An 11,731-nucleotide genomic window follows, 5' to 3' on the forward strand; every position below is an offset into this window, starting at 1 on the left:
GGCGTTGCCCCCCGTCCCTTCGGTCCTCCCCCCAGGGGTATTTTTGCCAAGAAGAAACAGGGGCGGGGTGGGTTGCCCCGGCGCTCAGGCCAGCAGGATGTCGGCGGCGCGTTCGCCGATGATGACCGTGGGCGCCATGGTGTTGCCGGTGGTCACGCGTGGCATGATCGAGGCATCGGCGATGCTCAGCCCCTCGACCCCGTAGACAGACAGGTTGGCGTCGACCAAGGACATCTCGTCGGTGCCCATCTTGCAGGTGCAGCTTTCGTGGAAATAGGTGCCGGCGGCATTTTTCGCGAAGTCCTGCATCTCGGCGGGTGAAAGCGCGCCGGGCATGACCTCGCGTTTGACAAACTCCCTCATCGCACCGGAATTGCCGATCTCGCGGCAGAGCTCGATGCAGCGGACCACCGCCGTGAGATCGTCGGGATGCGACAGGAACTGCGCGTCCTCCCTGGCCTGGGCCATCGGGTCGTTCGACGTGAGGTAGACGCGGCCCCGGCTTTTGGGGCGGACAAGGCCGGGCGACAGGGTCCATGCCCCGGCGGGGGGGCATAGGACGGGCCTGTGACCTCGGTGGCGTAGGGCACCTCGATCTGGAAGGGCTGCATGTCCGGGTTGTCGAGCGCGCTGTCGCTCTTCCAGAAGAAGATGGCCCCGGCCAGCGAGTTCCGGGGCGGCAGCGGCTCGTTGTATTCCCAGATGCAGCCCGCCAGCAGGACGTGATCCTGGAAGTTTTGGCCGATGCCGGGCAGGTCGACCGTGACCGGCACGCCGATCCGGTCGAGTTCTGCCTTGGGGCCGATGCCCGAAAGCACCAGCATCTTGGGCGTGTTGATCGCACCCGCAGCAAGGATCACGCGGGGCGCGCGGGCCGATTTCATCTGTACGTCCTGGACGAAGTTCACACCCTTGCAGGTCGTGCCTTCCATGATCAGGGTCGTCGCCTCGGCCACTGTCAGCAGGGTGACATTGCCCTGTTTCAGCACCGGGTAGAGATAGCTTTGCGGGATATTCACCCGCCGGCCCGCGACGGTGGCGCCGCCGGAACCGGAACCGACGACGATGTAGGCATAGCTGTCTCGCAGGTTCTGCGCGTTGTAAAGCTGGGTGATCGCGGCATCGCCGCCCTCTTGCGCCATCGCGCACACCGCGCTCAGCGAGGCCCCGGTGGCAAGGGCCAGTTGCATGAAACGGCGGCGGCCGATCCGGCCACGATAGAGCGCGGCTTCGAGCGCGTTCAAGATGTTACCCGCTGCGACCGGGTTGGACCCCTATGGAACATGTGCTTCCCTCCCGAAGATGCCGGTTTCCGTCGCTCAGATGCATTATCTTGCGTCATTGCCCTTGGGCTTGCGGGAGAGGTGCCAAAAGCCAAGGCTTCTCTGAACCCATATGCGCCAAAATTCTGCACGGAGTTTCGAACTGGAAGACCGGCAGGGAAACCCCGCCCTACGCATGTGAAAACGCCCCGCGGTCTCCCGCAGGGCGTTCGTGTTCCGGAAAGCCGGTCCCCTCAGAGCTTGAACATCCAAAAGAAGGTTTCGCCAGAGCTGTCGTCCACGCCGTCGTTGTCCGTCGAGACCCAGACCGTGCCGTCCGGGAAAATCGCCAGTCCCTCGACCTTGTCCACGATATAGCCGCCGTAGCTGGCGAGATCGGGGATCAGGTCGCGCACTTCTTCCTTGGTCACGACGGGCAGCTCGCCACCCAGCGTTGCAGGTTGCATGTCGGCCATCGGGATGCGGTAGATCTTTTTCGTGACGGCATTGGCCCCGATCTGGTTGTCACGCTCGATGACATACATGAAGTCGCCATGCGCCACGATCTCGGACAGGCCGACCCAGCCCTTGGCCGGATCGGCCTTGGGGTAGAGCACGGCGCCCCATTCCTGGGTCTCGATGTTGTAGGAGACCAGCTTGACGTGGTTCTTGGGATCGTCCTTCCATTCACGCTGAACCGCCATCCAGAGCGTGTCGCCGACGCGGGTGATGCCCTCGAAGCCAAAGCGCTTTTCGACGGCGGTCAGCGCGTCGGGGATCATGATCTCGGCCGAGTTGGTCTTGATCAGACCGTCGGCGGTGACGTGGTAGATCGCATGCGGGATGCCGCGTTCAGTCCGGCCTTCGGAGGCAACCCAGAAACCGCCATTGCCATCCAGCGTGATACCTTCAAGGTCCAGCTTTTGCGCGGCGTCGCCATTGGCGCGATGCACGCGGATCACGTCCACGATGCGCGCCGGGGTCTGCGTGGTGTCGATCTTGAAGATCGAGGGCTGGAAGCCGTAGAAACTGTCGTTCACGGCCCAGACGATACCGTCCGCATCCGCCACCATGCCCGAGATCGCGCCCCAGCCGATCAGCTGCTCTGCGCCTTCGGAAGTCAGCGTCGGGTACATCGCGTCGGCGTCCTGGTACTGGAAGATCATGACATGCGCACGCACGCCGCCGTCTTCGATCAGGTCTTCCTCGTTGGCCGAGATCAGCAGGTTGCGGGACGGGATGGCAACATAGCCCTCCGGGCCGATGCCCGAAGGCAGGATCTGTTTCAGAACCGGGTTGGCGAGGTCGGTGACGTCGTAGACACCCACGGCAGAGCCGCGCTCGGAACCGACAAAGACCATCGGCGTGCCGTCGAAAACGGCGGTTTCGATCGACTCGGGCTCGACGCCCTTGGCGTCGGACCGCTTGTCCGGGTAGTGGCCGATCTGGATCAGCGCGTGTTCGAAGGAAACACCGGATTCATAGACCACGTCGCCGGTTTTCGAGAAGATTGTCCAGCCGCGCGATCCGCCGTCCATGTCGCCTTCGTTGGCGATGGCGAAATGATCTCTGTCGATCCACTTGACGGCGTCGGGCTCACGCTTGCGGCCCTTCTGCGACTTGTCGAAGTCGAGCGAGCCGCGCTCGTCCAGCGTGTCGATCCTGTCCAGATCGACGGCACCGGCGGAGAAATGGTTGATGATGGACCCATCGGCGCCCACGATCACGAGATAGTTGTTTTCCTGCAGCGTGACGATGGTCTCGCCGAGGTCATTGATGTCGACGAACTCGGGTTCGGGGTCTTCGGGCGCAATGTCGGCAAGGCCTGTCATCTCGACCCTGACCAGGTCATCACAGGAGAGCGCACCGCCCTTGATCTCGCCAATCACCAGGAAACCGGCAGGCAGTTGGCCGACGCGGCCATCGCCCAGGTCCTCGTCCCGCTCGTTCTCGATCGCGATGGAGATGCGGGTGCCATCCTTGGACACCGCAACGGAATCCGGCTGGCCGCCGAGGTCGCAGGTGGCGGTGATGTCACCGGAGATGACGTCGATGATCGCCAGGTGACCCGAGGGATCGGTGAAGCTGGCCGAGGTGTTCACGCCGACGAAGGCCGTGCTGCCCACGATGCCGACGGCGGTCGGCTCACCGTCCAGCGCCACGTTGCCCAGCGGAGCCGGGTTGGCGGGATCGGTGATATCGACGCGGCCGATCACGCCCAGCGGGCTGTCGGTATAGACCAGTGTCATGCCGTCAGCCGTGGCGGCGATGATCTCTGCCGAAGACGTGCGGGAAAGGTCTTCCCCGTCGGCCATGTTCAGGTAGGTGCCGAACGAGGCGATGCGGTTGAAATTCATGTCTGCCGTGGCGGCGCTGGCGGCAAGGGCCAGAACGCTCGTCAGGCAAAGGGCGCGGAAATGCATGGAGTCCCCCTGTTGATTGGTACCGGGGGCATAGGCGCCAAGAGGTAACAGCTGCGTGACGGTTTGGTGACGGAAAGATCATATGTCACCGGAACAGGAAAGCCCCCGCGACAGGCACGGGGGCACGGAGGTCCCGGCGCAGGGCCGGGACGGGTTTCACTGTTGCAAGCTTTGCGCCAGGCGCATCAGCGTGATCGCCCCTTGCCTGTAGCCAAAGGCATCCTCGCCACGCGCGCCCTGCGCCAGCGCGATGGCGTCGCCCATGCTCCAGTCACCGATCAGGTCGGATCCGCGCAGGATCTGTCCGAACCCGGCGATGGCAAGCGCCCAGTCCGCCTCTGCCAGCGGCGCGGCATCGGCCATGATCGGTGTTTCGATCAGCTTGCTGGTGTCCTCGCCGGGCGCCTTGTAGCGCAGACGCAGGAAGCCAAGTTCGCCGGTGTCATCCGCGACAGGCGCCGCATCCCCCGCCGCGTAGCGCAGCGGATCGGTCATGCGTGCCGGCGACCCGACCGGGGTGATCGCATAAAGCGCCGTCACCTGGTGGCCGGCGCCGATTTCGCCCGCGTCCACCTTGTCGTTGTTGAAATCCTCGCGTTTCAGTGCACGGGTCTCGTAGCCGATCAGGCGATACTCAGCGACCAGCGCCGGGTTCCATTCGACCTGGATCTTGACGTCATCGGCGATCGGCACCAGCGCGCCGGTCAGTTGGTCCACCAGCACTTTCTGCGCCTCGGCCAGCGTGTCGATATAGGAGGCGATCCCGTTGCCGGTCTGCGCCAGCGCCTGCATCGTCGCATCGTCCAGGTTGCCGCGTCCAAAGCCCAGCACCGACAGGTAGGTGCCCTCGTCGCGCTTGTCGGCGATGAAGTCCTTGAGCTCATCGGGGTCGCTGATGCCGACGTTGAAATCGCCGTCCGTGGCCAGGATCACCCGGCTGACCGCATCCTCATCGCCATCACGCGCCATCTTTGCCGCCGTCGCATAGGCCTGTTGCAGGCCGGCCTGCCCGGCGGTGCTGCCGCCCGCGTGCATCTGGTCCAGCGCCGCGAGGATCGTCTCGCGCTCCGTCGCCTTGGTGGGTTCCAACGCAAGGCCCGCACTGCCCGCGTAGGTGACGATGGCGAGGGTGTCATTCTCGCCCAGCTGGCCCAGCATCAGGCGAAAGCTCTGCTTGAGCAGCGGCAGCTTGTCGGCGCTGTTCATCGAACCGGAGGTGTCCACCAGGAACACCAGGTTCATCGGCGGCCGTGCCTCGGGCAGGATGCCTTGCAAGCCGATGTGGACTATCTGTGTACCTTCGACCCAGGGACTGTCGCTGACACCCACATGGGTCGCAAAGGGCGCATCCCCCTCGGGGGCCGGGTAATCGTAGGAGAAATAGTTGACCATCTCCTCGATCCGCACCGCGTCCTTCGGCGGCAGCTGCCCCCGGTTCAGCGCATTTCGAATGAAGGCCCAGGAGGCCGTGTCGACGTCGATCGAGAAGGTCGAGACCGGCGATTCCGCCGTGACCTTGATCGGGTTGTCATCGGCCTCGGGGAAGGCCTCGGTGTTCGGCTCGGGCTGTACGATCACCGGGTCCGGCAGCGGCGCGGGCGCGCTGTGCTTGAGGTTGAGCACCCCGGTTTCCAGGCTGATCCCACCACCCGCCCCGGGCGAGGCAGGGGCGATGGTCCGGTTTCGTGCCGCGCCTGCGGGTGGCGCCGGAGGTTGCGGCGACGGATCCGCCATCGGGCGGCCTTGGTTGACCGGACCGGACTGACGCACCGAGGGATCAAACTTTCGGCTGGTCGAGACGACCGGCGCATCGCGGGTCAAGACGTCCGCGGCTTCTGGAACCTCCTCGACCACCGGGGCAGGATCGGCCACGGGGGCGCTCTCGAGCACGGTCCGCGCACCCTCGCCCGGAATGAAGATATCCGGTTCCGGCGGCTGGCTGTCGCGCAGGACGGGGATCAGGGCCACCATCGCGACGGCGGCAATGGCGGTGGTGGCGGTCAGAAATCCACGGTTCGAAATATTGGCAAGCATCTGTCTGGCTCCTCTGAAAACGCCCCCCTCTCGGGTGGGTTCAGAGGTCTGACGCGCCAGCGCATCGCTTTCTTGGGCGCGGTCGAAGTTTTTCATCGCCAGCGCGATGGCCTCGGCACGCGTGTCGGGGTCGGCCCTGGGCAGGGCCGCGTCGAATGCGCGTTTCAGATCGTCCAGATCGTCGCTCATGCCTCGGCCTCCTGCATCGCCTTCAGTTTCTTCTTGGCCTCCGAGATCCGCCAGCTGACGGTGCCCTCGGAAACCTCGAGGATCTGCGCCGCTTCCTTGTGGGTCACCCCGTCCAGGACCAGCGCAAGGGTTTCGCGCAGATCGACCGCAAGGCCCGACATCGCCTGCATCAACCAATCCACGCGCTCTGCCGTCTCGGCCATCTCGGCCTGGCGCGCCAGTTCCCAGTCGCCCCAGCCATCGGCGGCCCGGGCGCGTGTGGCAGCGCGCCGGAACCTGTCCCGGGCGGCGTTCACCGTGATGCGATAAAGCCAGGTCGTCAGTTTCGCCTCGCCCCGAAAGCTCTGCAGCTTGGTGGGTAGGGCCGCGCAGAGATCCTGCGCCAGGTCCTCGGCCTCGGTCCGGCTGCCAGTGAGTTTCACCGCGTAGCCATAGACCCGGTCGTAGACCCGTTCGACCAGCAGCGCAAAGGCCTGCCGGTCACCATCTGCCGCCGCTCGGGCAAGGGATTCGTCGCTGACATCCATGCGCATCACATGAGTGAGACGCAGGACGCGGCGCAATCCTTGGATACCTTACCCAAATTTTTTTGGCGTCGCACCCTGCGGGGATCCAGACAAGGGGGCGCTGCCCCCTCGCCTTTCAGGCTCACCCCCGGAGGTATTTGGACCAAGAAGAAACACAGGCGAGTCCTAAGCGCTTCTTCTTGGTCCAAATACCCTAAAACCCGCATATCAGCTGGCGCTACAGGTCGAGCAGCCGGACCACCATTCCGCTCTCGGGATCAGCCAGCGCGTCGATCACGTCGAAATGATGCCTGCCCTCGTCGATCACCAGGCCGCAGTCCCAGACCTGCGACAGTTTCCGTGCCTGGTCGAGAAAGGCGGGCCGTTCGTCTCCGCCCACCCAGACGGTTACCGGCATGGGCGGCGGCGGGGCGTAGATCGGGCTTTCGGCGCGGGCTTCGGCGTCGTCGATCTTGAGATCCGCGTTCATCGAGGTCCGCATCAGCGGACGCAGGTCCGAAAGCGGCGAGATCGGCATGACATGCGCCACCCGCGCCAGCAGCTCGGGCGCCAGCACCGCCCCCATGCGCGCCACCAGGTGCCCGCCCGCGGAATGCCCGGTCAGCCGGATCGGCCCCGGAACTTCGGCGGCGGCCACGGCAATCGCCTGTGCCACCTGGCGGGTGATGTCGGAAATCCGCACCCTGGGACAGAGATCGTAGGAGGGCATGGCGACCGCCCAGCCGCGCGTCCGCGCGCCTTCGGCGAGATGCGACCAGCTGGAGCGGTCGAAGCGCAGCCAGTAGCCGCCGTGGACAAAGACCACCAGGCCTTCGGGCGGCCGGTCCGGCAGGAAGAGGTCCAGCGTCTGGCGCGGCCCATGCCCGTACATCAGCCCCAGCCGCGCCTTGCCCGCAACCGCCAGCCGCTTGCGATAGGTCTCGGCCTCGGCAGCCCAGCGCGGCGGATAAGCCTCTGCCCCCGGGATGTGAGCGGCGTTGGCATATGCGTCGTCGAGGTCCATGTCTTTCTCCATTTTGGGCCTATACTTCCCGCGCACAGGGTGGTCAGCCTGTGCCAGACCTGAACGGAGGATACTGAGAATGCGCGACGATGCCACCAATCTGAAGAGCCTTCTGTCCGATCCCGGCCTTCTGGAGGCCCGCGCCTATGTGAACGGCAGCTGGATCGAAGGGGATGCCACTTTCGACGTCACCAACCCGGCGCGCGGCGACGTGATCGCCGAGGTCGCCGACCTGAGCCGTGCGCAGGTGGGCGAGGCCATCGAGGCCGCTCATGCCGCGCAGAAGGACTGGGCGAAATGGACCGGCAAGGAACGCGCCGCCGTACTGCGCAAGTGGTTCGACCTGCTCATGGAAAACCAGCACGACCTTGGCCTGATCATGACCGCCGAACAGGGCAAGCCCCTGGCCGAGGCCAAGGGAGAGATCGCCTATGGCGCCGGGTTCATCGAGTTCTTTGGCGAAGAGGCCAAGCGCATCTACGGCGAGACCATCCCCGGCCACCAGCGCGACAAGCGCATCACCGTCCTGAAACAGCCCATCGGCGTCGCCGCTTCGATCACGCCGTGGAATTTCCCCAACGCGATGATCACCCGCAAGGCCGCGCCCGCCCTGGCCGCCGGCTGTGCCTTTGTCGGGCGGCCCGCCGCCGAAACGCCGCTGTCAGCCACCGCGCTGGCGGTGCTGGCGGATCGTGCGGGCATCCCGGCGGGCGTGTTCAACATCGTCACCTCTTCGCGGTCGTCCGAGGTCGGCAAGGAGTTCTGCGAGAACCCTCGGGTCCGCAAACTGACCTTTACCGGGTCGACCGAGGTGGGGCGCATCCTGATGAAACAGGCCGCCGACCAGGTTCTGAAATGCTCGATGGAGCTTGGCGGGAACGCGCCCTTCATCGTCTTCGACGATGCCGACCTGGACGCGGCGGTCGAGGGCGCGATCCTCTGCAAGTTCCGCAACAACGGCCAGACCTGCGTCTGCGCCAACCGGATCTACGTTCAGGACGGGGTCTATGACGCCTTTGCCGAGAAGCTGGCGGCAGCGGTTGCCAAACTGAAGATCGGCGACGGTCTGGAGGAGGGCACCGACCTTGGCCCGCTGATCAACCAGGCCGCCGTCGACAAGGTGCGCGAACATATCGCCGATGTCACCAGCAACGGCGGCACCCTGTTGCAGGGCGGCGAGGTACAGGACGGCACTTTCATCACCCCGGCGATCCTGACCGGCGTCACCCAGGACATGAAGGTCGCGCAGGAGGAAACATTCGGTCCGATGGCACCGCTGTTCCGGTTCAGGGACGAGGACGAGGTGATCGGGATGGCCAATGATACGATCTTTGGCCTCGCCTCCTATTTCTACGCCAAGGATCTCAGCCGCGTTTACAAGGTGGCCGAGGCGCTGGAATACGGCATCGTCGGCGTCAACACGGGCATCATCTCGACCGAGGTCGCGCCCTTTGGTGGGGTCAAGCAATCCGGCTTGGGCCGCGAGGGCAGCCACCACGGAATCGAGGATTACCTTGAGCTGAAATACATCTGCATGAGCGTGTGAGACCCGCGGTCCATATCGCGCTTGCCGCGGTCACGGTGCTGGCGCTGGCGGGCGGGGGGCTGATGCTCTTTGCCCCGCAGGTGCCCGCGCTCTGGCAAGAGGGATTTCCCCCGCCGGTCTGGACCGGCGAGGGCACCTTTGCCGTGGTGGACGGCCCCGACACTCCCCTGCCCAAGGGCGCGCCCCTGCCGGCACCGGCGGCGCAGCGTTTCGCCGACAGCGAAGGCCGGGCCTTGCTGGTGATGCGGGACGGGCAGCTTGTGCACGAGGTCTATGGCCCCGGCATCGGGCCCGAAACCCGCCTGAACTCCTACTCCCTGGTCAAGTCGCTGGTGGGCGCCCTGGTGCTGCGTGCCCATGCCGAAGGCCGGATCGACAGCCTGGATACCCCGCTGGCCGAGTTGATCGGGCCGGAGGCGCCCGCCGTCACCCTGCGAGAGGTTCTGGACATGACCTCTGGCTTGTCGCTGGGGTATGAGCCACCCAAGTCGGACAAGGAGGCGCCGCTGGACGACGCCGATTTCTCGCCCTTCGGACCAGTTGCGCGGCTGCATGCCTTCGGAATCGAGACGCTTTTGCTCCGACTGAGCCCGGACCCGGACCTGCGCGGGAGCTTTCATTACCAGAGCGCCAATACCGCGCTGCTGGGATTGGTGGTCGAAAAGGTCCATGGTGCCCCGCTGCCGCAGGTGCTCGGCACTCAGATCTGGCAACCCTCAGGCGCGGCCCCGGCAGAATGGCGCAAAAACCCGAACAGCGGGCGCGTCTCGGCCTATTGCTGTCTGTATGCCACCCCGCGCGACTGGGCGAAGGTTGCACACTACCTGTTGCAGAACGGCACAGGGGCGCACCCGTTCCTGCCCGACACCTTGTGGCGCGACTGGATCCTGCCGGACCTCGCCCCCGCTGTGCGCCATGCCGGGGCCTATGGCGGACACCTGCGCCACGACGTGCTGGACCGTCCCGACGAGGCCCTGCAAGGTCCCTTTGCCTACATGGCCGGACACGGCGGCCAGGTGGTCTATCTCCTGCCCGGCCGGGACGCGGTGGTAGTGCGGTTCGGGGCCCGCCCACAGCTGTTGCACACCACCCTCTACGAGTTGTTTCCCGAATGATCGGACCGCGTGATCCAAGGGTCTTTGCCCCCGATTTCCTCTCTCCGTCCGGTGGCCCCTCGGAGGCAGAGCTGAAGACATGGCGCCGGGCCGCGCAATCGGGCAAGGGCACGCCCTGGCTGGACGCCGCCCGCGCCGATGCGCTGGCCCGCTACGCGCTGAAATTCGGCGAAGGCGTGCAGATGATGGAGGCCGTGGCGACCCGGTTCCGCGAACCGGTGCGCGAGGTCGGCTGGGAAATCATCGGCGCCGATGCCGACGGCGAGAACTGGCAGGATCACCGCGACCCGCAGCGCGCCTATGCCCTTATGCGGGCCAAGCTGCGCGCGGCCCGCGATGCCGGCGCGGTTCTGGAATACAAGCTCTGGCTGAAACCCGCCGGAACCTGACCCCCGCCTTCGCTGTTCCCAAGGGGACGGATTCCGGGCACTCTTTGCCCGGACACTCCGGGAGGACAAAGCATGACCGACAGACCCACACCCCCCTTCCGCGCCGATCACGTCGGCAGCCTCCTGCGCCCGCAGGCGGTGGCCGAGGCGCGCGCCCAAGGCCTCACCGGCGCCGAGCTGAAGGCCATCGAGGACGCCGAGATCCCCGCTCTGATCGCCATGCAGGAAGACGTGGGCCTGAAGGCGGTGACTGACGGCGAGGCGCGGCGCGCCTTCTGGCACTATGATTTCATGGGAATGCTGACCAACTACGAGATCGAGGAAGACCAGGGCGAAGGCTTCAGCTTTCAAGGGGTCAAGACACCCGGTGTCTTTCCGGCCGTGAACGGCCCGCTGGATTTCCCCGAGGATCACCCGATGCTGGACCATTTCCGCTTTGTCGCGGAGCACAGCACGGTCTGCCCCAAGATCTCGATCCCCGGGCCGTCCTGCCTGCATTTCCGGCTGGACCCGGCGCGCGTGCGGCACAAACCCTACGAGGATCTCGAGGTGCTCTTTGCCGACATCACCCGCACCTACCAGAAGGCAGTCACGGCCTTTCACGCCGCCGGTTGCCGTTACCTGCAGATGGACGACATCTTTTTCGCCTATCTCTGCGATCCGAAACACCGGGCCGAAAAGGAAAAGGCCGGTCTGGACCCGGACTGGCTGATCGGGAAATACGCCGAGATGATGCGCAACGCCATCGCCGACCGGCCCACGGACATGGTGATCGGGATGCACATGTGCCGGGGCAACTTCCAGTCGACCCACGCCGCGACGGGCGCCTATGACCTGGCCGCCGAGGCGATTTTTTCCACCGGCGTCGACATCTTCTTCATGGAGTACGACACCGACCGCGCCGGCGGGCTGGAACCGCTGCGCCTGCTTCCCAGGGGCAAACAGCGCGTCATGCCCGGGTTCATCACCACCAAGTCCGCCGAGCTGGAAACGGTGGACTGGGTGAAATCCAAGATCGAGGAAGCCTCGAAATACGCCGACATCGACCAGCTGGGGATCGCGCCGCAATGCGGATTTGCCTCGACCGAACACGGCAACGCGATCACCCCCGACGACCAGCGCCGCAAGCTGGAGCTGGTGGTGCGCTGTGCCGAGGAGATCTGGGGAGAGGTCTGACGCCCTTGAGGCAGGCCGCCGGTGTTTCTTTGGGCCACAAATACCTCCGGGGAGCGCGAGGGGCTGG

General features: G+C 65.4%; 10 protein-coding genes. 4 read left to right on the forward strand and 6 right to left on the reverse strand.

Annotated features, from left to right (window positions below; translation table 11 throughout):
* Positions 1–84: 84 nt before the first annotated feature.
* From PVW46_RS07300 to PVW46_RS07325, 6 genes are all read right to left on the reverse strand, one after another.
* Entirely contained in the window at positions 85–468 is a 384-nt protein-coding gene (locus PVW46_RS07300) for a GMC oxidoreductase (protein WP_223306186.1), read from the reverse strand.
* On the reverse strand, positions 360–1,244 hold the full coding sequence (locus PVW46_RS07305) for a GMC family oxidoreductase N-terminal domain-containing protein (protein ID WP_069210490.1): 885 nt from the start codon (positions 1,242–1,244) through the stop codon (positions 360–362). Before PVW46_RS07305 ends, PVW46_RS07300 begins: the two co-directional genes overlap by 109 nt.
* Positions 1,245–1,516: 272 nt before the next feature.
* Positions 1,517–3,685: an esterase-like activity of phytase family protein gene (locus PVW46_RS07310; protein WP_069210489.1), complete on the reverse strand. Its 2,169-nt coding sequence runs from the start codon at positions 3,683–3,685 to the stop codon at positions 1,517–1,519.
* A gap of 156 nt (positions 3,686–3,841) precedes the next feature.
* On the reverse strand, positions 3,842–5,908 hold the full coding sequence (locus tag PVW46_RS07315) for a vWA domain-containing protein (protein WP_069210488.1): 2,067 nt from the start codon (positions 5,906–5,908) through the stop codon (positions 3,842–3,844).
* The gene (locus PVW46_RS07320) at positions 5,905–6,435 is read right to left on the reverse strand and encodes an RNA polymerase sigma factor (RefSeq protein ID WP_043140697.1); all 531 of its coding nucleotides are present in this window, start codon (positions 6,433–6,435) and stop codon (positions 5,905–5,907) included. Before PVW46_RS07320 ends, PVW46_RS07315 begins: the two co-directional genes overlap by 4 nt.
* A gap of 217 nt (positions 6,436–6,652) precedes the next feature.
* The gene (locus tag PVW46_RS07325; RefSeq protein WP_069210487.1) at positions 6,653–7,438 is read right to left on the reverse strand and encodes a hormone-sensitive lipase; all 786 of its coding nucleotides are present in this window, start codon (positions 7,436–7,438) and stop codon (positions 6,653–6,655) included.
* A gap of 79 nt (positions 7,439–7,517) precedes the next feature.
* Here PVW46_RS07325 and PVW46_RS07330 point away from each other — a divergent pair, with 79 nt between their 5' ends.
* The 4 genes from PVW46_RS07330 to PVW46_RS07345 all read left to right on the forward strand — a co-directional run bounded on the left by PVW46_RS07330 (position 7,518) and on the right by PVW46_RS07345 (position 11,664).
* The gene (locus tag PVW46_RS07330) at positions 7,518–8,984 is read left to right on the forward strand and encodes an NAD-dependent succinate-semialdehyde dehydrogenase (protein ID WP_069210486.1); all 1,467 of its coding nucleotides are present in this window, start codon (positions 7,518–7,520) and stop codon (positions 8,982–8,984) included.
* Complete coding sequence (locus tag PVW46_RS07335) at positions 8,981–10,099, forward strand: serine hydrolase domain-containing protein (protein ID WP_274575399.1); 1,119 nt, start codon at positions 8,981–8,983, stop codon at positions 10,097–10,099. Before PVW46_RS07330 ends, PVW46_RS07335 begins: the two co-directional genes overlap by 4 nt.
* Positions 10,096–10,488, forward strand: coding sequence for a hypothetical protein (locus PVW46_RS07340; protein WP_069210484.1), 393 nt, complete (start codon positions 10,096–10,098; stop codon positions 10,486–10,488). The genes PVW46_RS07335 and PVW46_RS07340 overlap by 4 nt, the downstream gene beginning before the upstream one ends.
* Before the next feature lie 72 nt (positions 10,489–10,560).
* The gene (locus PVW46_RS07345) at positions 10,561–11,664 is read left to right on the forward strand and encodes a 5-methyltetrahydropteroyltriglutamate--homocysteine S-methyltransferase (RefSeq protein ID WP_069210483.1); all 1,104 of its coding nucleotides are present in this window, start codon (positions 10,561–10,563) and stop codon (positions 11,662–11,664) included.
* Positions 11,665–11,731 lie beyond the last annotated feature (67 nt).

Origin of the sequence: Mameliella sp. AT18 (genome assembly GCF_028807275.1) — a bacterium.
GTDB classification, from domain to species: Bacteria; Pseudomonadota; Alphaproteobacteria; order Rhodobacterales; family Rhodobacteraceae; genus Antarctobacter; species Antarctobacter albus.

What these genes read in the sequence shown, in the direction of transcription:
- PVW46_RS07310 (WP_069210489.1), bottom strand. Translation starts at nt 3,685, where the DNA reads ATGCATTTCCGCGCCCTTTGCCTGACGAGCGTTCTGGCCCTTGCCGCC.
- PVW46_RS07320 (WP_043140697.1), bottom strand. Translation starts at nt 6,435, where the DNA reads ATGGATGTCAGCGACGAATCCCTTGCCCGAGCGGCGGCAGATGGTGAC.
- PVW46_RS07340 (WP_069210484.1), top strand. Translation starts at nt 10,096, where the DNA reads ATGATCGGACCGCGTGATCCAAGGGTCTTTGCCCCCGATTTCCTCTCT.
- PVW46_RS07330 (WP_069210486.1), top strand. Translation starts at nt 7,518, where the DNA reads ATGCGCGACGATGCCACCAATCTGAAGAGCCTTCTGTCCGATCCCGGC.
- PVW46_RS07325 (WP_069210487.1), bottom strand. Translation starts at nt 7,438, where the DNA reads ATGGACCTCGACGACGCATATGCCAACGCCGCTCACATCCCGGGGGCA.
- PVW46_RS07315 (WP_069210488.1), bottom strand. Translation starts at nt 5,908, where the DNA reads ATGAGCGACGATCTGGACGATCTGAAACGCGCATTCGACGCGGCCCTG.
- PVW46_RS07345 (WP_069210483.1), top strand. Translation starts at nt 10,561, where the DNA reads ATGACCGACAGACCCACACCCCCCTTCCGCGCCGATCACGTCGGCAGC.
- PVW46_RS07300 (WP_223306186.1), bottom strand. Translation starts at nt 468, where the DNA reads ATGGCCCAGGCCAGGGAGGACGCGCAGTTCCTGTCGCATCCCGACGAT.